The sequence below is a fragment of the Brevundimonas sp. genome (genome assembly GCF_046299535.1).
In the GTDB taxonomy this organism is placed as follows: Bacteria; Pseudomonadota; Alphaproteobacteria; order Caulobacterales; family Caulobacteraceae; genus Brevundimonas.
The window spans coordinates 180,324-204,847 of record NZ_JBKBIB010000003.1 but is presented as its reverse complement, the minus strand read 5'-3'; the positions used below and the strand labels follow the sequence as shown (position 1 = coordinate 204,847).

The 24,524-nt window shown below is 68.9% G+C and carries 22 protein-coding genes; 9 read left to right on the top strand and 13 right to left on the bottom strand.

All coding sequences use genetic code 11. The annotated features are described in order from the left end of the window. Positions 1-28 precede the first annotated feature (28 nt). Complete coding sequence (locus ACK4FB_RS03765) at positions 29-1,258, top strand: NAD-dependent epimerase/dehydratase family protein (RefSeq protein ID WP_409747986.1); 1,230 nt, start codon at positions 29-31, stop codon at positions 1,256-1,258. Between the two features lie 6 nt (positions 1,259-1,264). Continuing rightward, positions 1,265-2,137: an NAD-dependent epimerase/dehydratase family protein gene (locus ACK4FB_RS03760; RefSeq protein WP_409747984.1), complete on the top strand. Its 873-nt coding sequence runs from the start codon at positions 1,265-1,267 to the stop codon at positions 2,135-2,137. A 77-nt stretch (positions 2,138-2,214) separates the two neighbouring features. Here ACK4FB_RS03760 and ACK4FB_RS03755 read toward each other — a convergent pair whose 3' ends face one another. Next, on the bottom strand, positions 2,215-2,814 hold the full coding sequence (locus ACK4FB_RS03755; RefSeq protein ID WP_409747982.1) for an EipA family protein: 600 nt from the start codon (positions 2,812-2,814) through the stop codon (positions 2,215-2,217). Between the two features lie 108 nt (positions 2,815-2,922). Continuing rightward, positions 2,923-3,588: a TetR/AcrR family transcriptional regulator gene (locus tag ACK4FB_RS03750; RefSeq protein ID WP_409747980.1), complete on the bottom strand. Its 666-nt coding sequence runs from the start codon at positions 3,586-3,588 to the stop codon at positions 2,923-2,925. A gap of 286 nt (positions 3,589-3,874) precedes the next feature. Between ACK4FB_RS03750 and ACK4FB_RS03745 the strand changes: the two genes are divergently transcribed. Continuing rightward, positions 3,875-4,399: a PH domain-containing protein gene (locus tag ACK4FB_RS03745; RefSeq protein ID WP_409747978.1), complete on the top strand. Its 525-nt coding sequence runs from the start codon at positions 3,875-3,877 to the stop codon at positions 4,397-4,399. A gap of 3 nt (positions 4,400-4,402) precedes the next feature. Here the strand turns inward: ACK4FB_RS03745 and ACK4FB_RS03740 are convergent, their stop codons facing one another. Next, positions 4,403-6,226 (bottom strand): cation:proton antiporter, encoded by a 1,824-nt coding sequence (locus tag ACK4FB_RS03740; protein WP_409747976.1) that lies wholly within the window; start codon positions 6,224-6,226, stop codon positions 4,403-4,405. 159 nt (positions 6,227-6,385) lie between these two features. Here ACK4FB_RS03740 and ACK4FB_RS03735 point away from each other — a divergent pair, with 159 nt between their 5' ends. Next, positions 6,386-8,506, top strand: a complete 2,121-nt coding sequence (locus ACK4FB_RS03735) for a M13 family metallopeptidase (protein WP_409747974.1) — start codon at positions 6,386-6,388, stop codon at positions 8,504-8,506. Positions 8,507-8,974: 468 nt separating this feature from the next. On the opposite strand, the gene hisS is transcribed toward ACK4FB_RS03735, so the two are convergent. From hisS to ACK4FB_RS03705, 6 genes are all read right to left on the bottom strand, one after another. Continuing rightward, positions 8,975-10,465 carry a histidine--tRNA ligase gene (gene hisS / locus ACK4FB_RS03730; RefSeq protein WP_409747972.1) on the bottom strand — a complete coding sequence of 497 codons (1,491 nt, stop codon included), beginning with the start codon at positions 10,463-10,465 and terminating at the stop codon, positions 8,975-8,977. Positions 10,466-10,559: 94 nt separating this feature from the next. Then, complete coding sequence (locus tag ACK4FB_RS03725) at positions 10,560-11,798, bottom strand: DUF418 domain-containing protein (RefSeq protein WP_409747970.1); 1,239 nt, start codon at positions 11,796-11,798, stop codon at positions 10,560-10,562. A gap of 99 nt (positions 11,799-11,897) precedes the next feature. Next, a complete protein-coding gene (locus ACK4FB_RS03720; protein ID WP_409747968.1) occupies positions 11,898-12,479 on the bottom strand; it encodes a phthalate transporter in 582 nt (193 codons plus the stop codon). Further along, the gene (locus tag ACK4FB_RS03715; protein WP_409747966.1) at positions 12,476-13,354 is read right to left on the bottom strand and encodes a 3-hydroxybutyryl-CoA dehydrogenase; all 879 of its coding nucleotides are present in this window, start codon (positions 13,352-13,354) and stop codon (positions 12,476-12,478) included. The genes ACK4FB_RS03720 and ACK4FB_RS03715 overlap by 4 nt, the downstream gene beginning before the upstream one ends. A gap of 284 nt (positions 13,355-13,638) precedes the next feature. Then, positions 13,639-14,571, bottom strand: a complete 933-nt coding sequence (locus ACK4FB_RS03710) for an electron transfer flavoprotein subunit alpha/FixB family protein (protein ID WP_409747964.1) — start codon at positions 14,569-14,571, stop codon at positions 13,639-13,641. Further along, a complete protein-coding gene (locus ACK4FB_RS03705) occupies positions 14,571-15,335 on the bottom strand; it encodes an electron transfer flavoprotein subunit beta/FixA family protein (RefSeq protein WP_409747962.1) in 765 nt (254 codons plus the stop codon). The genes ACK4FB_RS03710 and ACK4FB_RS03705 overlap by 1 nt, the downstream gene beginning before the upstream one ends. Before the next feature lie 129 nt (positions 15,336-15,464). Here ACK4FB_RS03705 and ACK4FB_RS03700 point away from each other — a divergent pair, with 129 nt between their 5' ends. The 5 genes from ACK4FB_RS03700 to ACK4FB_RS03680 all read left to right on the top strand — a co-directional run bounded on the left by ACK4FB_RS03700 (position 15,465) and on the right by ACK4FB_RS03680 (position 19,404). After that, positions 15,465-15,803, top strand: coding sequence for a hypothetical protein (locus ACK4FB_RS03700; RefSeq protein WP_409747960.1), 339 nt, complete (start codon positions 15,465-15,467; stop codon positions 15,801-15,803). 63 nt (positions 15,804-15,866) lie between these two features. Next, positions 15,867-16,625, top strand: coding sequence for an ABC transporter ATP-binding protein (locus ACK4FB_RS03695; RefSeq protein ID WP_409747958.1), 759 nt, complete (start codon positions 15,867-15,869; stop codon positions 16,623-16,625). Continuing rightward, the gene (locus ACK4FB_RS03690) at positions 16,622-17,401 is read left to right on the top strand and encodes an ABC transporter permease (protein WP_409747957.1); all 780 of its coding nucleotides are present in this window, start codon (positions 16,622-16,624) and stop codon (positions 17,399-17,401) included. The genes ACK4FB_RS03695 and ACK4FB_RS03690 overlap by 4 nt, the downstream gene beginning before the upstream one ends. 81 nt (positions 17,402-17,482) lie before the next feature. Beyond that, entirely contained in the window at positions 17,483-18,301 is an 819-nt protein-coding gene (locus tag ACK4FB_RS03685) for a hypothetical protein (RefSeq protein ID WP_409747955.1), read from the top strand. A gap of 8 nt (positions 18,302-18,309) precedes the next feature. Then, positions 18,310-19,404, top strand: coding sequence for a DUF2336 domain-containing protein (locus ACK4FB_RS03680; protein WP_409747953.1), 1,095 nt, complete (start codon positions 18,310-18,312; stop codon positions 19,402-19,404). Positions 19,405-19,408: 4 nt separating this feature from the next. Here ACK4FB_RS03680 and ACK4FB_RS03675 read toward each other — a convergent pair whose 3' ends face one another. The 4 genes from ACK4FB_RS03675 to ACK4FB_RS03660 form a co-directional block, all read right to left on the bottom strand. Then, positions 19,409-20,689, bottom strand: coding sequence for a hypothetical protein (locus tag ACK4FB_RS03675; protein ID WP_409747951.1), 1,281 nt, complete (start codon positions 20,687-20,689; stop codon positions 19,409-19,411). A gap of 104 nt (positions 20,690-20,793) precedes the next feature. Further along, complete coding sequence (locus ACK4FB_RS03670; RefSeq protein WP_409747949.1) at positions 20,794-21,132, bottom strand: hypothetical protein; 339 nt, start codon at positions 21,130-21,132, stop codon at positions 20,794-20,796. A 78-nt stretch (positions 21,133-21,210) separates the two neighbouring features. After that, positions 21,211-22,842 carry a peptide chain release factor 3 gene (locus ACK4FB_RS03665; RefSeq protein WP_409747947.1) on the bottom strand — a complete coding sequence of 544 codons (1,632 nt, stop codon included), beginning with the start codon at positions 22,840-22,842 and terminating at the stop codon, positions 21,211-21,213. A gap of 93 nt (positions 22,843-22,935) precedes the next feature. Next, a complete protein-coding gene (locus ACK4FB_RS03660) occupies positions 22,936-24,468 on the bottom strand; it encodes a DUF1570 domain-containing protein (protein WP_409747945.1) in 1,533 nt (510 codons plus the stop codon). Between the last annotated feature and the right edge of the window lie 56 nt (positions 24,469-24,524).

Below are 24,524 nucleotides of genomic sequence, written 5' to 3'. Positions count from 1 at the left end.
GGTCTGAAACCGCAAGGAAATTGGTGTAATGCGCGTTCTTGTTCTCGGCGGCGACGGCTTCTGTGGCTGGCCAACGGCCCTGCATTTGTCGGCGAGGGGCTGGGACGTGACGGTGGTGGACAACCTGTCGCGTCGGAACATCGACAACGAGCTGGAGGTGGCGTCCCTGACCCCGATCCGGCCGATCGGCGAGCGCATCGCCGCCTGGAAGGACGTCTCCGGTCGCCAGATCAGCTTTCACAACCTGACCCTGGGCAAGGAATTCGACCGCTTCGTCGCCCTCCTCAAGGACGAGAAGCCCGACGCCATCGTGCACTTCGCCGAACAGCGCGCCGCGCCCTATTCCATGAAGTCGGCGCGTCACAAGCTCTACACCGTCGACAACAATCTGAACGCCACCAACCATGTGCTCGCCGCCATGGTGGAAAGCGGTCTGGACATCCATCTGGCGCACCTGGGCACCATGGGGGTCTATGGCTACGCCACCGCCGGCCTGACGATCCCGGAAGGCTATCTGACCGTGACGGTTGAGACCGACCGCGGGCCGGTGGAGCAGGAAATCCTGTTCCCGCCCAATCCGGGCTCGATCTATCACATGACCAAGACCCAGGACGCCCTGCTGTTCCAGTTCTACGCCAAGAACGATGGGGTGCGGATCACCGACCTGCACCAGGGCATCGTCTGGGGCACCCAGACCGAGGAGACCCGCCAGGACGAGCGCCTGATCAACCGCTTCGACTATGACGGCGACTACGGCACGGTGTTGAACCGCTTCCTGATGCAGGCGGCGGTGGGCCATCCCCTTACGGTGCACGGATCGGGCGGCCAGACCCGGGCCTTCATCCATATTCAGGACACCGTGCGCTGCATCGAGCTGGCGCTGAACAACACGCCGGGCAGAGGCGAGCGGGTCCGGATCCTGAACCAGATGACCGAGAGCCACCGGGTGCGCGACCTGGCCCGCATGATCGCGGACATGACCGGCGCCGAGATCGCCAACCTGCCCAACCCACGCCAGGAGGCGGACGAGAACGATCTGGTGGTGGCCAACGACAAGTTCCGGGATCTGGGCCTGAAACCCATTACCCTGGCCCAAGGGCTGCTGGACGAGGTGACGGGCATCGCCCGACGCTATGCCGACCGGGCCGACCTGACCAAGGTGCCGTGCGTGTCCCACTGGAACGCCGCCCGCGAGCAGGCTGCGCGTGAGCCGATGGTCGCCGCGGTCACCCGGCTTGAGACGCGTCAGGCGAGCTGATCCGACGTGTCACGGACGATTCTGGTTTTCGGTGGCGGCTACCTCGGCGAAGCGATCGCGCGGCTGGCGGGGACGGAGGGCGCGCGCGCGATCCTGACCTCTCGCGCCCCGGAGCGGCGAGCGGCGCTTCAGGCCCGGGGCGTGGAGGCTCTGGACCCTGAAGACACTGCAGCCCTGGCCCGCGCCGCGACGGCCGCCCACGCCATCGTCGTCGCGGCCCCGCCCGACGCGCGCGGATGCCCCGGCGCACGGGTTTTGCTGCCGGCCCTGGCGGCGGCGGGCGCCTATCCCGACTGGATCGGCTATGTCTCCTCTACGGCGGTGTACGGCGACCGGGCGGGAGGCTGGGTTTTCGAGGCCTGCCCGCTGAACGCCGCCAGCATCCAGGGCGCCCGGCGCGTGCGGGCGGAGCGCGAGTGGCTGGAGGCCGGGCCGGGCCTGGGCCTGACCATCCAGATTTTCCGCCTTCCCGGTATCTATGGCCCGGGACGCTCGCCGGTGGACCGGCTGCGGGCGGGGACCGCGAAATTGGTGCGCAAGCCGGGCCAGATATTCAATCGCATCCATGTGGACGACGCGGCTGCGGGCCTGTTCGCCTCCATGGCCCGGCCTCATCCGGGGGGGCTCTATAACCTGGCGGATGATGAGCCGGCGCCCGCCGACGTGGTGACTGAATGGGCCGCGCGCCGGATGGGGATGGCGCCGCCGCCCGAGACCGACTGGACCGATCCGTCGGTCAGCGAGACCATGCGGCGGTTCTATCTGGACTCCAAGCGAGTCTCCAACGCCCGGGCCAAGGCCGAACTGGGCTGGCGGCCCGCCTTTCCCAGCTACCGCGAAGGAATCGAGGCGCTGCTGACGTCCCCGTCTTCGGAGTAGCCTTCGCTCAAGCAGAGAGACGCCGCGCGGCGAGCGTTAGCGACCCCGAAATAAAGCCCTTCGCCCGGGCAACGACCCTAGAAAGGCAGCAAATTCCGCTGGCGGCTGTAGCTCATGGTGCCCACATTGGCGCCCAGGCGCAGGCCGACGCCGGTGCGGATGGGGGCCAGGGTGATGTTCTCGGCGCGCTGATAGTTCACGCCCAGTCCCGCCACCAGATAGGCGGTGCCCTCCACGCCGGGGTAGCGACGGTACAGCATGTCGGGATGGAAAAGGCCGTAGACCAGGGTGAAGACCCGGCTGGCGTTGCCGCCGAAATCCCAGCCCACGGAAATCCCCTGCCAGAACACTTCCTGGGAAGCGCTGAGATCCTTCATGTGCAGGGCGCCTCGGCCGTAACGCAGGCCGACTGCGGCCGCGCCGGAACCTTCCTCGCCGGCGATGTAGCCGGTGGGGCGGTCGCCCTGGTCGGCGAAGACCCGCTCGATGGCCGCGCCGATGGCCTCGGCGGCGATGCCCAGTTCGCGCGAACCGGCGGCCACCAGCTCGTCGAAGGTGTAGGCCGGGGCGCTGGAGTCCGAACTGATCGGATAGTTCGGGTCGGCCGGCTGGCGGGTGGCGCACGCCCCCATGGCGCCGGCGGCGAGACCGGAAAGGATCAGTTGGCGGCGTTGCATGTGCGGGGCTCCGTTTCAGGCGCGGTCAGGAATCATTCTGACCTTCACCCCGTTTTACGGCGCATGTGCGGCCACAGGGTTAACGACGCCGTAAGGATCGCGGCGGGATCAGCCCCTGGCGGCGGCGCCGGCGAGGATCACGTCCAGCTGACGGGACAGGCGCTCGGACAGGGCCTTCTCGTCCCAGCCGTCATAGGCCGCGCCGCGATAGTTGGTGAGCCAGGCGTCCCACACCATGTCGCCCACCAGACGGGTGTCCACGTCCTGCTTCAGTTCGCCGGAACGCACGCCGTCGCGCAGAACCTCGCCGATCACCGACAGCAGGCCCTTGGTGAACCCGCGGGCGCGCTGTTCGGCCTGCTGGGGCTGGAACCATGACCGCGCCACGATGGCCTGCATGAGGGGCAGGTGATCCATAGTGTGGTGATAGCCGGCGTTCAGCGCGGTGGTGAGGCGCTCGCTGACCGACCCGGACGGCGCGGCCGCCGCGCGGACGACCTCCGTCAGGCGTTCCATGTTCTCGGCAAGCACGGCTTCGAAAAGCTCGGCCTTGTCCTGGAAATTGGCGAAGACGGCGCCCGTGGACATGCCCGCGCCCTTGGCGATGTCGCGGATGGTCGCCGGATCATAGCCACGCTCCGAGAACAGATCCCGGGCGGCGTCCAGCACCTTCTGGCGCGTGCGCACCTTGGCGGCCTGTCGGCGGTTCAGGCGGGGGCCGCCGGCGGGTTCTTCAACGGGCTCGAAGGGGGCGTTCAGGGAAGACTCTCGCATACTCACTGTCACTCTACGCTGGGGCGCTGCGGCCCGAACCGGTAACCCCTCCCCGGTCACGCTCGAAATAGAGACCGAGTAGGGCCTCCGCTCTTTTCTCGTCGGTTATTTAAATAAATTCAATGGCCTGCAGCCACTGTCCTGACCAGAGTTTTTGTTTGATCACGCAAGGGTGACCAAAATGCGTTCCAGAAGTTAATGAAAACGTTTTCCGGTGGACAACCCGGCTGGCGGTTCGCGCGCCGAAACCGCATAGTTAACTGGCATTCTGGCGGGGAGGCGAACCATGGCCTATCGGGCAAGGGGCTACCTGAAGAAGGTGCTCAGCGACGATGAACAGATCACCCGCATCACCCGGCGTCACTGGCTGGTGCGGGTGTTCAGGACCATGTGGTGGGCGCTGGCGTTCTGGGCTATGGCGGCCGGCGCGGTGTGGCTCTACCGGACCACCTATGAGGGCGACGATCGCTGGATGTGGGTGGCGGGGCTGGCGGTGATCCCCCTGGCCGGCTGGGTGTGGGAGCATCTGGTCTGGCGCAACCAGATGAACGTAATGACCAGCCGCCGCATCATCCAGATGGAAGGGGTGCTGAACAAGAAGGTGTCCGACAGCCTGCTGGAAAAGCTGAACGACGTGAAAACCGAACAGAGCCTGATCGGCCGCATCTTCGGTTTCGGCGACATCCTCATCCTGACCGCCAGTGAGCAGGGCGCCAATCACCTGAAGACCATCGCCGACCCGCTGGGCTTCAAGCGCGCCATGCTGGACGCCAAGGACGCCCTGGACGACGATCACATCCGCGACGACTGACGGCTATCCGGCCGGGCGCCCGGGCGCCCTTGAGCGCAGGGCGCGGGCGGGGCGGCGGCGCGCCTCGGGCATCGCGGCCTGGAAGGTCTTGCGGAACGCGTCGCGCCGTTCGTGCACCGAGGCGAGGATCTGGCCCATCGGCACGCCCAGGTCCGCCAGGGTGTTCTCGGCCAGTTGCAGACTGGCCTCGATGGTCTCGGGCACCGCATCGGTGACGCCCAGCGCATACAGTCGCTCCGCGTGGCGGTCATCGCGGGCGCGGGCGATCAGGATCAGGTCTTCGCGCAGGCCCCGGGCGGCCTTGACCACCTCGTCCACCTTGCCGGGCGCGTCCATGGTGACGACCAGCGCGCGGATGCCGTCAACGCCACACAGCTTCAGCATCTCGGGATTGGCGGCGTCGCCGTAATAGATCGGTTCGCCGTCGCGGCGGGCTGCGGTGACGGTGCGGGAATCCGCGTCCACGGCCACATAGGTCTGTCCGTGCGTCCTGAGCATCTCGCCCACCAGCCGCCCGACCCGTCCGAAACCGACGATCAGCACCGCGCTCTCGGACGGCGACAGGCCGGGGGACGCGGGAACATCCCCGGCGGGATCCTTCGCCGGCGCGCGCCCGGTGATCCGCGCGCCCAGGCCGGCCAGCAGCGGGATGGCGAACATGGTCAGGGTGGCGGACACCAGCACCGACTGGATGAAGGCCGGGGAGGCGACGCCTTCGGCCACCCCGGCGCTGAGGATGACGAAGGCGAACTCGCCCGCCGGACCCAGCACCAGCGCCGTTTCCAGCGCCGCGCGGGTCTTCAGCCCGGCGACCCGCGCCAGGGCGAAGATCACCGCCGCCTTGATGACCATGAGCCCCACCGCCAGCGAAAGGATCTGCAGGGGCTCGGCGAACACCGCGTCCAGGTCCAGGCCGATGCCGACGCTGACGAAGAAGACGCCCAGCAACAGGCCCTTGAAAGGTTCGATGGCCAGTTCGACCTCGCGGCGGTACTCGGTCTCGGCCAGCAACAGGCCCGCAATCAGGGCGCCCAGCCCCATGGACAGCCCCGCCGCCTGGGCCGCCACGCCGCCGCCAACCACGATCAGCAGGGCGGCAGCCAGAAACAGCTCTCGCCCCGGCGCGCGGGCCACGGAGCGAAACAGGGGCCGCAGCACCAGCCGGCCCAGAATGACGATCAGTCCGACCCCGAGGGCGGCCGGCCCCAGGGTCAGAAGGGCGGCGCCGATGGCGGCGGGATGCAGGCCGCCGTCCGCGGTCGCGGCCAGGGCCGCCAGCACGGTGACGGTGATCAGCAGCGGCGCCACCGCCAGATCCTGGGCCAGCAGGATCGAGAAGGTCGCCCGGCCAGAGCCCGCGCCCATGCGGTTGCGCTCGGCCAGCACCGGCAGGACGATGGCCGTCGACGACAGGGCCAGGGCCATGCCCGCCACCAGCGCGGTGTCCAGGGTCTGGCCGAGCAGGAGGAAAAGGGCGGACAGGGCGGCGGTGCAGGCCAGAATCTGGGCCACGCCCAGACCGAACACCATGCGCCGCATGGTCTTCAGCCGCCCCCACGACAACTCCAGTCCGATCATGAACAGCAGGAAGGCCACGCCCAGTTCGGCCAGGACGGCCATGTCCGCCCGGTCGGTGATGGTCAGCCACTCGACCCAGGGCGCCACGTCGGCGAACCGGCCCAGCCCGTCGGGCCCCAGCAGCACGCCCGCCGCCAGAAAGCCCAGCACGGGGCTGACCTTGAACCGGCTGAAGATGGGCACCAGCACGCCGGCGGCGGCCAGAAAGACCACCAGATCCTTGTATTCGCCCGCGTGCTCCGCCGCCATGAGTTCTCGCCCTGTCAGGTGGCCATCTAAACGGCATGCGCCGCGCCGAAGCGATAGCGCCCGGAGTCCGGATGAACTTTTTTTTAGGTTCGCGGGCGGGTCGGCCTGCCTATGGTGCCGCCGACCTCGTCCCGGCTCAGGGACCCTGTAGGAAATACGATGAAAAAACTCATGATCGGCGCCGCTGTCGCCGCACTGCTCCTGCCCGCCGCAGCCATGGCCGACGGCGGCCACGACCACGAGTGCCTGAACCAGACGTGCAGCGCCGTCTCCCTGTTCCAGGCGCCGCAACTGGGCGCGACGGGCTATGAGAGCATCGAGACGCCGCGCTACGGAACCTGGGGCTTCGATCTGGAGGGCCGCGACACCAGCGTGCGACCCGGCGACGACTTCTTCCGCTACGCCAACGGAACCTATGTGGACAATCTGGAGATCCCGGCCGACCGCACCCGCTACGGTTCGTTCGACCTGCTGAGCCAGTTGTCCGAGAACCGCATGACCGCGCTGATCGAGGAAATCTCGGCCTCGGGCGATCTGGCGGCCGGCAGCGATGAAGCCAAGATCCGCGACGCCTACAACAGCTTCATGGATGTGGCGGCCATCAACGCCCTGGACGCCCGGCCCATCCAGCCGATGCTGGACGCCATCCGCGCCATCGACAGCCATGACGCCATGGCCGCCTACATGGGCGGAACCCAGGGCGCGCCGGGCGGCTCGTTCTGGGGGACCTACATCAGCGACGACGCCCGCAATCCTGAGGCCTATGCGGTCTATCTGAGCCAGGGCGGCATCGGCCTGCCCAACCGCGACTACTATCTGGCCGAGAATTTCGCCGACAAGCTGGTCGCCTATCAGGCCTATGTGGCGCAGATGCTGGACATGGCCGGCTGGGAGAACGCCGAACAGGCCGCCGCCGACGTGGTGCAGATGGAAACCGCCATCGCCACCGCCCACTGGACCCGCATCCAGAGCCGCGACCGCGACCTGACCTACAACCCCATGTCCACGGCGGAGCTGAGCGCCTATGCTCCGGGCTTCGACTGGGCCGGCTATTTCGAGGCGGCTGGACTGGGCGAGCAGGACCGCTTCGTGGTCAGCCAGAACACCGCCTTCCCGGAAATGGCGCGCGTCTTCGCCGAGGCGCCCATGGACACCCTGCGCGCCTGGCAGGCCTTCCACACCGTGGATCAGGCCGCGCCCTATCTGTCCGAGCGCTTCGGCGACGCCCAGTGGGAATTCCGCTCCCGCGAGCTCACCGGCGCCCAGGCCCAGCGGCCCCGCGACAAGCGCGGCGTCACCTTCGCCCAGGGCCGCCTCGGCGAGGCGCTCGGCCGTCTGTATGTCGCCCGCTGGTTCCCGCCCGAGCACCGCGCCCAGATGGAGGAGCTGGTCCAGAACCTGAAGACCGCCATGGGCGAGCGCATCCGCAACCTGGACTGGATGGGCGAGGAGACCCGCGCCCGCGCCCTGGACAAGCTGGACAAGTTCGGCGTCAAGATCGGCTACCCCGATGAATGGCGCGACTATTCCGACCTGGACATCCAGGCCGGGGACCTGTTCGGCAACTATCTCCGTTCGGGCCAGTGGCGCTGGAACTACGATCTGAACCGCTTGGGCCGTCCGGTGGACGACGCCGAATGGTTCATGACACCCCAGACGGTGAACGCCTACTATTCCTCGACCAAGAACGAGATCGTCTTCCCGGCCGCCATCCTGCAGCCGCCGTTCTTCGATCCGGACGGCGACCCGGCGGTCAACTATGGCGCCATCGGCGGGGTGATCGGTCACGAGATCGGCCACGGCTTCGACGATCAGGGCCGCAAGTCTGACGGCGACGGCCGTCTGCAAGACTGGTGGACGGAAGAAGACGCTGCACGCTTCGTCGCCCAGACAGACATCCTGGGCGCCCAGTACGACTCCTATGAACCGATCCCGGGTCACTTCATCCAGGGCGCCCTGGCCATGGGCGAGAACATCGGCGATCTGGCCGGCGTGACCCTGGGTCTGGAAGCCTACCGGGTGTCGCTGGGCGGTCAGGAAGCGCCGGTGCTGGACGGCTACACCGGCGACCAGCGGGTATTCCTGGGCTGGGCCCAGGTGTGGCGGGGCCTGTACCGCGACGACGCCCTGCGTCAGCAACTGGCCCAGGGCCCGCACTCGCCCGCCGAGTTCCGGGTGATCGGTCCGGTGCGCAATGTGGACGCGTGGTATGACGCCTTCGACGTTGAGCCGGGCGACCGCTACTACGTCGCCCCGGAAGAGCGCGTCCGCCTCTGGTAGGCCGCGTCAGAGCGAACTGAGGAAGGGCCGGAGCGGCGACGCCCCGGCCCTTTTTCGTTTCCCTTCGCCGGGATGAGCGGAGATTTGCGCTCAAGCACCGAGCGACTGCGTCGCGAGCGTTAGCGCACCAAGACGCGCTCAAGCAGCGAGGCTCCGCGTCACGAGCGTTAGCGCACCAAGACGCGCTCAAGCAGCGAGGCTCCGCGAGCCGAGCGTTAGCGCCCTGAACATGACCACCAGACAGAAAAAACCCGCCGCGGGGGATACATCGCGGCGGGTCTTCTCGCTCTCTGTCGGAGCAGGCGCTTCCTCCCCGAAACGCCGGAGAATCATCAGCTCGCCCGAAGGCGCGCCGTGCTTCACACAAGTGCAACAAAACGCCATAATCGCGGGCGCGTCAAGCCGCCGCAGCCCCAAAAAGTCGGGCAAAAGCAAAGTGATCGCTGATAACCCACGTAATGGTGAAGGTTATTTGCCGTGCTCAAGGATCGCTCGCACCGCTGCCGTCAGGTCGGCGCGATTCACCAGCGACTGGCCGGGCCGTTCGTTTCGCCAGGCGTCGTTGTCGGCCACCTTGCGGGCCAGTTCCCGGCCCAGGTCCAGATCCTTGATGGTCACCTTGCCCGCCGCGATCTCGTCGCCGCCCATGATGACGGCGGCCGGGGCGCCGCGCCGGTCGGCGTATTTCATCTGGGCCTTCATGCCCGCCTTGCCCAGATAGACCTCGGCCGCGATCCCCGCCTCGCGCAGCTCGGACGCCGCCGCGAAATAGTGGGCCATGTCGTCTTCGGAAAAGGCGATGATCACCACCGGGCCGCGCGCGTCCCCGGCCGGATCGCGGCCCGCCGCGCGCAGGGCCGAAACCAGGCGCGACACGCCGAAGGAAAAGCCGGTGGCGGGCGTGCGCTCGCCGGTGAAGCGGGCCACCAGATCGTCATAGCGTCCGCCGCCGCCGATGGAGCCGAAGCGCACCGGACGGCCCTTGTCGTCGGTGGTGTCCAGAAGCAGCTCGGCCTCGAACACCGCGCCGGTGTAATACTCCAGCCCGCGCACCACCGACGGGTCGATGCCGGCGGCCTCGTCGGCCACGCCCATGGCCTTCAGCGCGGCGCTGATGCGGCCCAGTTCATTGAGGCCTTCTGCGCCGGCCTCGGTGCCGCCGACCACGGCGTCCAGAGCGTTCAGCACGCTGTCGCGCGGCCCGGCCTGCACCGCCAGGAAGGCCAGCACGGCGTCGATGCCCTTCGCATTCAGTCCGGCGCCCCTGGTGAAGTCGCCCGAGTCGTCCAGCCGGCCTTCGCCCAGCAGCAGCTTCACCCCGTCGGGCCCAAGCCGGTCCAGCTTGTCCACGGCGCGCAGCACGGCCAGGGTCTGGCCCTGTTCGGTCACGCCCGCGGCCTGAAGCACGCCGTTGACCAGCTTGCGGCTGGCGATCTTGATGGTCGCCTGACCCGGCGCGAGGCCGGCGGCCTGCAGACCCTCGACGGCCATGGCGATGATCTCCGCGTCCGCCTCGGGCCGGTCGGAGCCCACGGTGTCGGCGTCGCACTGGACGAACTCGCGGAAGCGGCCGGGGCCGGGCTTCTCGTTGCGCCAGACGGGACCGAAGGCGTAGCGGCGGAACGGCTTGGGCAGGGTCTCCCAGGTCTGGGCCGCGAACCGGGCCAGGGGCGCGGTCAGATCATAGCGCAGGGCCATCCACTGATCGTCGTCGTCCTGCAGGGCGAACACGCCCTCGTTCGGCCTGTCGGCGTCGGGCAGGAATTTGCCGAGGGCGTCGGCGTATTCGAAGGCCGAGGTCTCCAGCGGTTCGAAGCCCCAGCGCTCATAGACCTCGGACACCGCCTGGACGATGCGGCGCTCGGCCACCAGATCATGACCCCGCCGGTCCTGGAATCCGCGCGGCGCACGGGCTTCGGGACGGACGGGTTCGGCGGTGGCGTCAGCGGGGGAGGTCATGGCGCGCGCTTACGCCATCACGCCCCCCGCGACAATGGTCAGACTCCCCGCGCGCTCAAGCAGCGAGCCGCCGCGACGCGAGCGGTAGCGCACCCTATGCCCGCTTCAGCGCGACGCCCTTGCCGTAGGTCAGGCGGCGCCACAACCATTCCAGCGGCCCCATGGTGAAGCGCGACAGCCACAGCGGCGACCAGATCAGCTGCACCACCCAGACGCCGATGACGACCAGCCAAAGATCGGGCCAGCCCATCTGGCCGAAATAACCCAGGCCGCGCCCGCCGTAGAAGATGGTGGTCATGATCAGGGTCTGGCTCAGATAGTTGGTGAAGGCCATCTGCCCGGCTCTGGCCAGCGGCGTCAGGATCAGCTTCAGCCCGAACCGCGCCAGCAGGATAAGGGCGCTGGCGTAGGCCAGCGACACCAGCGGCGACAGGAAGGTGTTGGCCGGGCGCATCATGGTCTCCACCAGCGGGAAGCCGGCGGCGATCAGCGCGGCTGTCTCCCCATGGATCAGCCACAGCGAGCCCGCGCCCAGAACGATGAACAGGCCGTAGACCCAGACCGGCGAGCGTCCGGCGAGGAAGCCGGCCTTGAACAGCCCCATGCCGATCATCATCAGGGCGGCCGTTGCGGGAATGAGGACGACGGCCATGAACGGAACCACCGACGCCCAGTTTCCCATCACCGTCAGCGTCGTCTCGATGGCGTTGCCCTGATAGGCCGCGATCATCACGCTGAGCTGCTCGGGCGTCGTCTCCCAGCCCAAGCTTTCCATGGCCTCGGGCGGCGCCATCCGCATCAGGGCCATGAGGCCGACGTACAGCGCTGAAAGGACCAGATTGAGCGTCACGCCCACGATCAGCAGCCGCCGCGCGCTCCAGGACCTGACCAGCAACACCACAAGGCCGGTCAGGGCGTACAGCAGCAGGATATCGCCGAACCAGAAGAACAGGCCGTGGGCCACACCGAAGAGACCCAGCCAGAACAGCCGCTTCCGCAGCAGCTTGCCCCGCGTCAGCTCACTGCGTTCGCCGCCGATCAGGAAGATCGAGGCTCCGAACAGCATGGAGAAGAGGGTGCGCATCTTGTCCTGGAAGAACACATGCATCGCTTGCCAGGCCGCCGCCGCCTCGCCTTCAAGCCCGCCGGGCTGCAGCGAGGGGTTCATCATCACCGGCTCGGGCATGGCGAAGGTGATGGCGTTCACCGCCAGGATGCCCAGCACCGCGAAGCCGCGCACCACGTCCAGGCTGAACAGCCGGTCCGCCGCCCGCACGGGCATCGGTTCCGCGACGGGATCGCGCCCCGATGTATTGATGGCTGCCTCGGTCATGTCGCCCCTCCCTGACATTCGGGCCGGAGGGTCGCCCCGATCCGTCCGCACGGCAAGCCGGGATTCATGAAAGAGCGGTAATGATTCCGCGTGGGCGGCTCAGACGCCTTCGGAGTCCAGAAGGCCGGCGCGGGGGCGCACCGCAGGCGGTCTTGGCGTGAAGGCGATCAGCGCCACGCACAGTCCGGCCCAGAGGGCGTAGCTGAGGCCGATCAGCATGGCCAGCGGCAGGCCGGCGACCCCGTAGATCAGCAGGGTGGTCTCCGCCGCGCCCAGGCTCTGCGCCAGGGCGCCCGCCTCGACCCAGCGCAGGACCATCATCACCAGGGCGGTCAGAACCTGCAGCGTCGCGGCCAGCAGCCCGCCATACAGAAGGAACCGCCAGACCACGCCCAGACGCGTGGAGGGCGACCCCGACCGCTCCCGCTCGCGCATCAGCAGGTACATCCCCACCGGCACAGCGATCACGCCCGCGATCAGCACCTGCAGCCGCCAGTCCATGTCGACGCCCGGCATCACATGCACCGGCGGCATCAGCGGCAGGGTCAGGATCAGGGGCGGCCAGGCGATGGCGGCCAGGGTGGCGAGCAAGGCCCAAAGCCCCGGCATGCCGCGCCACTTGATGGGCGCCTGGCCGGGCAGGTCGCCCACGTTGCGAATGTCCTTCAGGTCGGGCCTCATCGGGTCGGAACCGGGGTTTCGCCGGAATAGTCATAGAAGCCGCGCCCGGTCTTGCGACCCAGCCATCCGGCCTCGACGTATTTCACCAGCAGCGGGCAGGGGCGGTACTTGCTGTCGCCAAGGCCCTCGTACAGCACGTTCATGATAGCCAGCACCACGTCCAGCCCCATGAAATCGGCCAGCTCCAGCGGCCCCATGGGGTGGTTGGCCCCCAGCTTCAGGGCCGTGTCGATGGCGGTGACGTTCCCCACGCCCTCGTACAGCGTATAGACCGCCTCGTTCATCATCGGCGCCAGGATGCGGTTGACGATGAAGGCGGGGAAGTCTTCGGACTCGGTGGTGGTCTTGCCCAGGGCCTCGGCGAAGGCGACGGCGGTTTCATAGGTTTGGCCCGAGGTGGCGATGCCGCGGATCAGCTCCACCAGCTTCATGGCCGGCGCCGGTTTCATGAAATGCAGGCCGATGAACCGCTCGGGCCGGTCGGTGACCGAGGCCAGCCGCGTGATGGAGATGGACGAGGTGTTGGACGCCAGCAGGGTGTCGGCGCCGAGATACGGGGTCAGGTCGCGGAAGACCGACTTCTTGATGGCCTCGTCCTCGGTCGCCGCCTCGATCACCAGATCGGCGCCGCCGGCCTCTGACAGGGTCTGGATCGGATGGATGCGGGCCAGGGCCGCGTCGGCGTCGGCCGCCGTGATGGTCCCGCGCGAGACCTGACGGGCCATGCTGGCGCCGATGGCGCCGATGGCGGCGGGCAGCTTGTCCGCGCCCACGTCGTAGAGCCTGACGTCATAACCGCCGAGAGCCACAACATGGGCGATGCCCATGCCCATCTGGCCCGCGCCGATGACAGCCACCGTCCTGATTTCAACCATGCGGTCGAACGCCTCTTGAACCGATCGCGCGGAAAGGCGCGGACGGCTGTCTTACGCCAAGGAAGGGGCGGCGGGGAAGGGTGGTCGCCGAGGAATCCCTCTCCCTGTGGGAGAGGGCTGCGCGCAGCGGGATGCGCAGCAGACCGCTTCTTCGGCGCGCAGGGTGAGGGTGGGGCGCGCGTTTCAGAACCACCGAACCCTCATCCCCCGCGCCAGAACCTTCGCGCTGTGCGCTCCGGTGCGCGGGGCCCCGTTCTCCCAATGGGAGAACGGGGAATTTTGGCCTACCCCAGCGCCGTCATCAGTTCGGGGACCACGGTCTTGTAGTCGCCGACGATGCCGTAATCCGCCACCTGGAAGATGGGGGCGTCGGCGTCCTTGTTGATGGCCACGATGACCTTGGAGTCCTTCATGCCGGCCAGGTGCTGGATGGCGCCCGAGATGCCGATGGCGATGTAGAGCTCCGGCGCCACGACCTTACCCGTTTGCCCGACCTGATAGTCGTTGGGCGCATAGCCCGCGTCCACGGCGGCGCGGCTGGCGCCCACGGCGGCGCCCAGCTTGTCGGCCAGCGGGTCCATGACGGCGTGGAACTCGTCCGCCGAGCCCAGGGCCCGGCCGCCGGAGACCACGATTTTCGCCGCGCCCAGCTCAGGCCGGTCGGACTTGACCATTTCCTCGCTGACGAAGTCGGTCTTGGCCGCGTCGGCGCCCTTGATGGTTTCGATGCTGGCCGAGCCGCCGTCCTCGGCCGCCGTGAAGGCGGTGGGGCGCACGGTGATGACCTTGATCTTGTCCGAGCTCTGGATCGTCTCCAGCGCATTGCCCGCATAGATGGGCCGCGTGAAGGTGTCGCCGGAGACCACCTCGACGATGTCCGAGATGGGGGCCACATCCAGCTTGGCGGCGATGCGCGGGGCGAAATTCTTGCCGTCCGAGGAGGCGGGCGACAGGATGGCGTCATAGTCCCCGGCCATGGGCACCACCACGGCCTCGACGGCCTCGGCGATGGTCTTGCCCAGTTCGGCGGACTCGGCCAGCAGCACCTTGCGCACGCCCGAGATCTTCGCAGCCGCGTCGGCGGCGGCCTGGGCGCCTTCGCCCACCACCAGGATGTCGATGTCGCCCGCGTTCAGCTGTTGCGCAGCGGCGACGGTCTTGTGGGTGGTGTCGCGCACGTGGGCGTTGTCGTGATCGGCGATGACGAGAACGGCCATTACAGGACTCCTTCGGACTTGAGCTTGGCCACCAGTTCGGCGGCGTCGGCCACCTTGATCCCGGCCGAGCGCTTGGGCGGCTCGGTGACCTTCAGCACCTTCAGGCGCGGCGCCGTGTCGACGCCGTAGTCGGCGACCGCTTTCTGCGCGATCTCCTTCTTCTTGGCCTTCATGATGTTGGGCAGGGAGGCGTAGCGCGGGGTGTTCAGGCGCAGGTCGGTGGTCACCACCGCCGGCAGGGTCGAGGCCAGGGTCTGCAGCCCCCCGTCGATCTCGCGGGTCACCACGGCCTTGCCGTCCTTGATCTCCAGCTTGGAGGCGAAGGTGCCCTGGGGCCAGTCCAGCAGGGCGGCCAGCATCTGGCCCACGGCGTTGTTGTCGCCGTCGATGGCCTGTTTGCCCATCAGGACGAGGTCAGGCTTCTCTTCATCCACCACGGCCTTCAGCAGCTTGGCCACGGCCAGCGGCTCCAGATCGCCATCCGACTGGATCAGGATGCCCCGGTCGGCGCCCATGGCCAGGGCGGTGCGGATGGTCTCCTGCGCCTGGCTCGGGCCGATGGAGACCACCACGATCTCGTCGGCGGTGCCGGCGGCGTGGTGCTCCTTGCCTTCCTTGAGGCGCACGGCCTCCTCGACGGCGATCTCGTCGAAGGGGTTCATGCTCATCTTGACGTTGGCCAGGTCGACGCCCGACTGGTCCGCCTTCACGCGCGCCTTGACGTTGTAATCGATCACCCGTTTGACGGGGACAAGAACCTTCATGCCGAACCCTTTTCGAAACTTTGGTCTGGAAAGCCGCCCGGCCGCGGCCTTATTGGTGCGGCAGGACATGGAACGGTCGTCGCGGCCTGTCAACGTAACGCCAAGTCAACTTCCCGGGGATTCTCGCGCGTGTATCTGAGCTTCAAGCGGCTGGCCTTCCTGTTTCTGATCATATTCGCCGTCCTCATGGTCGGGGTCGTGGTCTTCCGCGTGTTCTGGACGGCCCCCGGCGACCGGTGCGAGGCGGACGGCGGCTGGTACGATATCCAGACCCGCACCTGCGCCACGCCCATCTACATTCCGGACATCACCGGGCGGGAGCCGGGTGAGAGCCGCGAGGCCGCCTCGCGCCGCAACGCCAACGAACTGGTCCAGCTGGAACGCCAGATCGCGGCCCGCGAAGCCGCGCGCCGCCAGGCCATCGAGCAGGAACGCGCCCGCATCCGTGAGGCCCGGAAGAACGACTGAAACAAATCTTCCGTCCCGCCCCGGCTCGTGGAAAAGTCCCGACTTCTGACGGGGCCGGACTCCATGACCGCTGATCCTTCCCTCATCGCCCGGCTGGACGGGGTGGTCGTTCGCCATGCGGACCGGGGCCCCATCGGGCCGGTTGATCTGGATGTGCGGCGCGGGGAGATCGTCGCTCTGGTGGGCGCGTCGGGATGCGGCAAGTCCACGCTGCTGCGTTTGCTGGCCGGGCTGGAGACGCCTGACGCGGGCCGGGTGGACCGGTACGTGGACAAGGGCCGCACCGGTCTGGTGTTCCAGAACGCCACCCTGATGCCGTGGGCGGCCGCCATCGACAATGTGGCCCTGCCGCTCCGCCTTTCCGGCCAGCCGGGGGACCGGGCCCATGCGCGGGCGCGGGCTGTTCTGGCGCAGGTAGGGCTGGGCGACCGGGCGGCGGCGCGGCCTCACCAGCTGTCCGGCGGCATGGCCATGCGGGCGTCCCTGGCGCGGGCTCTGGTGACAGATCCCGACCTGCTGCTGCTGGACGAGCCGTTCGCGGCGCTGGACTCGGCCACCCGCCGCGCCCTGATCGAGGACATTCACGGCCTGTGGGCCCGCACCCGCCCCGCCATCGTCTTCGTGACCCATGACGTGGAGGAGGCGGCGTATATGGCCGGCCGGGTGCTGGTGATGCGGGCCGCAGACGGCCGGATCGCCGCCGGGGTCACGACTCCGGGCGCCTTGCCGCGACCCGGCGGACATCGCCTGGACCCGGCCCACGCCCGCTGTGTCGAGCAGATCGCCACGGCGCTCGATTCGGCCATGGAGCCGGCGGCGTGAGGCGGGCGGGCGACATCCTGGCGCCGCTGCTCCTGCTGGCCGTGCTGCTGGCGGGATGGGAAATCGCCTGCCGGGCCCTGGCCGTGCCCGCCTACTTCCTGCCCACGCCCGGCGCGGTGGTCGTGGCCCTGATCGAGACCGGCCCCCGCCTGGCAGCCTCGGCCTGGGCCACGTTCTGGATGGCGCTGCAGGCCCTGATCGTCGCGGGGCTGGTGTCGACGGCGCTCGCCCTGACGGTGTCGCTGAGCACGACGGCCGAGCGGGCGGTGCGGCCCCTGGCGGTGACCTTGCAGGTGACCCCGGTGGTGGCCATCGCTCCGCTGGTGCTGATCTGGGCCGGGCTGGATAACGCCGACCGCGCCGTGGTGGCGCTGGCCGCGACCGTGGCCTTCTTTCCCCTGTTTTCCGGGGTGCTGACAGGCCTGAAGTCAGCGGACCCGGACCTGGAGCGTCTCTTCGACCTCTACGGCGCCTCGCCCCTGCAGCGGCTGTGGCGGCTGCGGACTCCCGCCGCCGCGCCCTTCGCCCTGGAGGGGCTGCGGGTGGCCGCGGGGCTGGCGGTGATCGGGGCTGTGGTGGCCGAATTCGTCTCGGGCACGGGCCAGACCCAGGGGCTGGCCTGGCGACTGCTGGAGGCGGGCAATCGCCTGCGCACCGCCGAGCTTCTGGCCGCCCTGGCCTGCCTGGCGGGGATGGGGGTGGCGCTGAACGCCGTGATCGGCGCGGTGGAACGCGCGGTGCTGCGCCGCCGGGGCGGAAATCGGGGCCTCCGTTAGCGACGGGTTAAGGCCGTGCGGCCTAGCCTTGCCCCCAATCCGGCCGAGGCTTCGGCCATGATCTCCAGGGGGCTTCGGGCCATGGCGTCACGACAAGGGAACCACAGCATCCTGTGTTCAGGTCTGCTGGCGGCCGGCCTCGTCCTGGCGGCCTCATCGGCGGACGCCCAAAGCGCCGGGGATCCGGGCGCCAGCCGTCAGGCGGGCCTGCGCACGCTCACCTGGCCCGGCAAGGCCGAGGGGCCCCGCCCGGACCAGCCCGCCGCCGTCGCCGCCGCGCAAACTTTGGAAACCGCCCCGCCGGCGCCGCTCCAGATCCAGCCCAGCGTGCTGCCCGACTACACCGCCTCGGCCCGGCCTTTCCCGCAGGGCCTGACGCCGGCCAACGCCTTCGGATCGCCCCCCGTGGTGTCCGCCGGACCGGCCTGGGCGTCAACGCCGGTTCCCTACAGCCAGGTCGCGGCGGCCGGAACCGCGCCGGTCCACGCGGCCCCCGCGCCCCGCACTCCGGTGGCCCAGACCCCTGTGGCCCACACCCCTGTGGCCCAGACCCCCGTCCGTTCGCCGAGGACCGAAGCGGGCGCAACCGGCGCGATGCAGGCGACGCCCGGGGACGATCCCATGGCGCCGCGCGCCGACGCCCCGGTCCGTCGCATGGCCGCCAACGCCGCCGCAGAGGCTGCCCCGCCCGCGCCCCGGCCCCGCACGGGTCCCGACAGCCGGGACGGCGCGCGCTATTATTCCGTCCATCGGGAAGCGGGCCGCGCCCCTGACCCCGCCACCCTGCCGGCGCCGTTCTTCCTGGATAGCGCGCCGGTGGACCTGGCCGAGCCGCCCCCGCCCCCCACCCTGATGCGCAGCCAGGGCGGTCTGGCGCCGTCCGTGGCGGGCGATCTGTGAGCGAGACGATGACCCAGTCGGTGGAGACGGGCTCGCGCCTGCCTGAACTGGTCAATCTGGCCCGCGAGGGATCCAGCGAGAAGCGGCGCGCCCTCTTGCGCGACCTGACCGACCACTTCTTCGGCGCCACGGCCAGGACCGAGGCCGAGACCGAACACTACGGCGTGGTCCTGGCGCATCTGGCCGACGACATGGAGGAGGCGGTCCGGGCCGAGCTGGCCCAGCGCTTCGCCGCCCAGGCGGACGCTCCGATCCGTCTGATCCGGCGCCTGGCCGAGGACGACTCTGACGCGGTGGCCGCGCCGGTTCTGGCCTGGTCGCCCGTGCTGCAGCAGGACGACCTGATGAAGGCCGTGCGTGAAGGCGGGCAGGAGCGGCTGCGCGCCGTATCGAGCCGCCCTTCGTTGTCCGAGGCGCTGTCCTCGGTGATCGTCGAGCGGGGCGACGATGAAACCCTGGGCGCCCTGCTGCGCAACGACGGGGCCCGGATGTCGCGCGCCTCCAGCGAGGCGGCGGTGGACCGGGCGCGGGCCAATCCCGCGCTGCACGAGGCGGTGGTCAACCGGACCAGTCTGCCGCCGGACCTGCTCAACGAGATGTATTTCGTGGTCGAGGCCCGCCTGCGCCAGCAAATTCTGGAGCAGAACGCCAAACTGGATCCCGCCCTGCTGGAGAATGCGCTGGAGGCCGGCCGCGCGCGCGTGGCCGCCGCTGACGGGGTCCTGCCGCCCGACTACGCCGAGCAACTGGCCTATGTTCAGGAGCTGAACGCGGCCAATCAGTTGACCCCGCAGGTTCTGGCCCGCTTCCTGCGCTCGGGCGGTCGAACCGCTTTCCTCATCGCCCTGGCGGAACTGTCGGACATCGATTTCCACACCGCCCGCACCATCGTCGAGCGCCGCGAGATGGACGCCCTGGCGGTGGTGTGCAAATCGGCGGACCTGGACAAGGCCCTGTTCCTTACCTACGCCGTGGTCCTGCTCAGCCGCGAGGACAACGCCATGGGCAAGGCGCGCGAGTACGCCCGTCATTACGCCGAACTACCGCGTGAGACGGCGCTGCGGACCCTGCGTTTCTGGCGTCTGCGCCGTCAGGCCGCCTGACGGATCAACCGGGGCTGCTCGGAAAGGTCTGGCGGACCATGGTCAGAAGCGCCCTGGCCCGGTCGGCGATCAGTCCGGCTCCCAGATCCCGCGCGGTCTCGGCCGCTTCCACCAGCACCAGCCCCAGATGCCCGGCCTCGCCGCGCCCGGTGAGCCGCATCCGCGTCAATTGCACCTGCGACAGGGTGATCTGGTCCACGGCCCAGTCGAGCGGATTTTCAGACGCCTGACCCGTAGCCAGCCGCCGACGCAGGCGCGTCTCCATCCGGGCCAGCCGGGCGGCGTCCCGGCCGAGTTCCGCCTGCCGGGCCTCCACGGCCACGCGGCGCTCCCGCGCCACGGCGCCCAGAATCAGGCCTTCGCCCGCGGTAACCGTCTCGATCTCGATCAGGCGATCCAGGTCGGGGTTCATGTCCCGCGCGGCGCGCGCCAGTTCGATGGCGGCCCAGTCCAGCGGGCTGTGATCGGGGGTGAAGGCGTCGGCTGCGGCGTCGAACAGCTCGTGCGCCTTGCTTCGCGCCTCTTCGTCGCCCGCCAGGGCGGCCAGGGCCGACAGGCCTGCGGCGCACAAGGTCAGCGCCCGCGCCCGTGTGACCGGCCGGTACTCGGGCGAGGCTGACGCCACCAGGGCGCGCAGATCGCGTCCGGCCTGGTCCAGCAGGCGTGTGTCGCCGCGCAGCAGGCCGGCCTCCAGCGCCAGCGCCGCGCGGTCCAGCTGAACCTCCGCCGCTTCCGGGGCCAGATCGGGCCGGTTGGCCACGTCGTGCAGGGCGGAATCCATCAGGGCCGAGGCGTCCAGCATGGCGGCCGGCTCGCCGCTGCGCCGGGCCTTCAGGGCCTCCAGGCGGGCGTGGGCGACCGCCAGACGCGCCGACAGCGCGCCGGAGCGTCCGGTCTCGTGGCCGTCCAGCACCAGATCGATCTGCTGCAGAAGGTCGGCGCCGCCCCGTTGTTCATATTGCAGCATCAGGCACAGGGCGGTCTCCATGGCCGCCTCGATGTGCTGGTCCGTGGTCACGGCCGCCTGGCCCGCGTCGGACGCGGCCGAAAGCGCGCGGGCGAGGCTGTCGCGGCGGCCGGTTCTGCGGGCGTGTTCGCGCCACAGGGCCGACGCCTTCAGGCCGGTCAGCACCGGTTCGCGGCAGCGGGTCCTGTGGGCGTCCGTGGCCTGACCCCGCGCTTCGGCTTCAAGCAGGTCGGCGCCGATGAGTTCGATCCAGCTGCGATCGTCGCCCTCCCGCGCCTGCGCGAAGAGCCGTCTCAGATCCCGTCCGAACTCGAACATTCCCATACTCGCCTTCTGTCCCGTATCGGGATCGCCTCACCTCATCCGCCCCGCAACAAGCAAACGCAGCGCCGCGCCGGCGGTTCAGCGCCAAGCTTGCAGGTTCATCCCAGATCCGGCGTCCGCTCCAGACATCGGGACAGGGCTTCGCGCGCGGCGTCCTCGCCGGCGTTCAATTCACGGACGGCCCGGATGCGGGCGCGGGTCTGGTCGTTGTCGCTGATTTCCGCGGGGCGGCCCGCCGCATCGGCGGCCTGGCCGGCGGCCAGCGACCAGTAGAGCGCGGCGTCGAACAGGCGTTGTCCCCGCGCGCTCTCGCCGCCTTCAAGTTCCGAGGCCGCCTGGGTCAGGCCCGCGCAGCGCACAGCCGACTCATAGCCGGTCAGCACCGTCACTTGCCCCGAAAGGCCTGACAGAACCGCCATGGCGACCGCGACGATCATGCAAAATTTCCCGTGACGCCCCGCGCCTCGAGGAATGAGAGCACGGAATCAGGGCCTCGGGAAGGCGGCGGCGCCGGCTTATCCCCGCTCTTTGGTCCGCGAGAACGCCACCTTCGGGAAGCGCTCGCCCACATAGCCGGTCTCCCAGGCGGACTTGGCCAGGAACACCGGCGCGCCGTCGATGTCGGCGGCCATCTGGGGCCGGTATTTGCCCATGAAGTCTTCCAGATCGGCCTTCTCACCGGACACCCAGCGGGCCTCGGCCCAGGGGCTGGGCTCAAACATGGAATCCAGGCCGTATTCGCTGTTCAGCCGGTCGGCCATGACCTCGAACTGCAGCTGGCCCACCGCGCCGACGATGAAGTCCGCGCCCAGTTCGGGGCGGAACAGCTGGGTCACGCCTTCCTCGGCCAGACCCTCCAGCGCCTTCTTCAGGTGCTTGGCCTTGAGCGGATCCTTGACCCGCACCCGCTGCAGGATTTCCGGCGCGAAGTTCGGCAGGCCGGCGAAACGCACCAGCCCCGTCTCCGACAGGCTGTCGCCCACCCGCAGCACGCCATGGTTGGGAATGCCGATCACGTCGCCGGCAAAGGCGTCGTCGGCCAGTTCGCGATCGGAGGCGAAGAACATGATCGGCGCGTTCACCGACAGGGCCTTGCCCGTGTTCTGCACCTTCAGTTTCATGCCCCGCTGGAAGCGGCCCGACGCCATGCGGAACATGGCGATGCGGTCGCGGTGGTTGGGGTCCATATTGGCCTGGACCTTGAACACGAAGCCGGTGACCTCGTCCTTGCCCGGCTCCACGACGATGTCCTCGGGCTCCGGCGCGTTGCGGGTCTCCGGCGGAGCTTCCTTCCTCGCCTTCATGACCTTGGGCGCGGGGGCCCAGTCGCCGATGGCCTTGAGCAGTTCGTCGATGCCGAAGTGGCGCAGGGCCGAACCCCACAGCACCGGGGTCATGTGGCCTTCCAGGAACGCCTGCACGTCAAACCGCTTGTAGCCGCCCTCGACCAGCTCCGCCGCCTCGACCAGCGCCTCCTGCTCGCCCGCTTCGAAATACTGCGCCGCGTCCGACAGGGGCAGGGCGGGGGGATGGTCCGGGTCCTCGGTCGCCCCGGCTTCCTTGCGGGCGTAGGGCTGGAACCGGCCGGTCCCCATCTCCACCATGCCGCGCAGGCGGTTTCCGCTCTGGGCCGGCCACCAGATGGGGGAGGGATCCAGCTGCAGGCGGGACGCGATCTCGTCCAGCAGGGCCATGGGATCCTGGGCCTCGCGGTCCAGCTTGTTGATGAAGGTGATGATCGGGATGTCCCGAAGACGACACACCTCGAACAGCTTCAGGGTCTGGGGCTCGATGCCCTTGGCCGCGTCCAGCACCATGATGGCGCAGTCCGCCGCCGTCAGGGTCCGGTAGGTGTCCTCCGAGAAGTCCTCGTGCCCCGGGGTGTCCAGCAGGTTGAACATCTTGTCGTCGTGCTCGAACGTCATCACCGACGCCGAGACGGAGATGCCCCGCTCCTTCTCGATCTTCATCCAGTCCGAGCGGGTCCGACGGTTCTCGCCGCGCGCCCGCACCGCCCCCGCCGCGCGGATGGCGCCCCCGGCCAGCAGGATGTGCTCGGTCAGGGTGGTCTTGCCCGCGTCAGGGTGCGCGATGATGGCGAAGGTGCGCCGCCGCGCAGCTTCTTCAGGCAGTGTTCTTTTCGACATGGCCGCGCCGATAGCGCGGACAGGGCGCGCTGTCACCTCGGGTGATGGGACTGGCGCTCTTTGATGACGTCCAGCCCCTGCTTCGGACGGAGCCTAGTCGAATTCGCCGTCGTCCATCATCTCGCCATCCGCCTCGTCCCAGGGCAGCGCGTCCGCGTCGTCCCCGTTCAGGCCCGCCTCGGCGCGCGCGATCAGTGTGCGCACCATGGCCGCATTGTGCGGGTTGTGCGGATCGTTGGCCAGGGGCTCGAGCAGGGCGATGGCCTCGGCGTTCCGATCGTGGGCCATCAACGCCTGCGCCAGTCCGAAACGGGCCTGCCCGAGTTGCGGCGCAATGATGTAGGTCAGCTCCCAGGCCGCCAGATCGTTCTCGTTGGGATAGCCGGGCTCGCCGATACGGTTCTGGGCGATCAGCAGGAAGGTGTAGTAGTTCGCGTCGTCAGCCTCATAGGCCCGCTGCAGGAAACCGCGCATCTGGCCCATGGCGACATCGTAGCCTTCGGGATGTTCGGAGGCCCCTTTCATGCGCGAAAGGGCCAGCAGTTGCAGGGCTTCGACATTGTCTGGCTGCTGATCCAGCAGAGCGTTGAGGACCGTTTCTCCCTGTTGAGGGTCGCCAAGCAGGATTTCGCCCCGCCCGAGCACCAGTTGCGCAAATGGATCGCCGGGGTGCCGGGCGGCCAGTTGCCGGACCTGCTCAATCAGACCGTCATCGCTTCCGCGCTCCAGCTTCAACTGCTGATTGATGAGCAGCAGATCGTTGGCTGAGCGCGGCAGGCGTTCTATGGCGACAGGGGCTGTCGGGAAGGGATGGCTCACCCGCGAATACGGAATACGCCCTCGCATATAGGCGCGCAGGGCGTCACGCAGCGCGATCGGCGTGAGGCCCGTGTGCCGCTCCAGAGCCTCCACCGGATCACCGCCTGAGCCCACATCCGCCAGATACCGCTGCATCGCTGCGCGCCGCTCCACGTCGCCCATGAACCAGTGGGTCAGCAGCCACGCCAGCGGATAATAGGTCTCGTTGAACCGGTCCCCCCGGGCGTTGCGCGCGCGCCCGGCCAGCACGTCCTCCATCCGCATCCACTGGCCGTTCTGAAGCCAGGCGACCCGGTTCTCGTTGTAGAGGCCCACCTCGACGCGGCCGGGCTCGATGGTCGAGGCGGCGTAGTACTCCGCGAATCCTTCCACGAACCACGCGGGGTAGGGGAAGTTGAAATTCTGGAACATGAAGTGGTGGGCGTATTCGTGCAGCAGGGTCGAGTCGTCGTTTCGCGACCGCGTGGCGACCGCGAAGATGTCCTGCTCCACGGTGATGTACACGCCCGCCTGGTTCTGGATCGCGCTCGGCAGCACCCGGGCCAGATCGCGCTGCTGCCCGATCAGATAGATCGGAAATTTGCGCGGCGGGGCTTGCTCCATCGGCAGCCCCATGAACAGGCGCAGCACCCTGTCGAAGGTCTCCAGCTTCTGGACATAGGCTCTCAGGTTCCGCTCATCGCCGTCGCTGTAGATGACGAACCGCTCGCTCTCGGCGCGCAGCCAGTCCGCCCGCGCCGGCGATACGGCCAGCAGCATCAGCGCCAGCGCCGCCATGGCGATCCGCGCCGGTTTCAGTCCAGACATGCTCAATCCCCCGTTCCCGACGGAAATCTAGCGTCTGCATGATCGCGGAGTCGAGA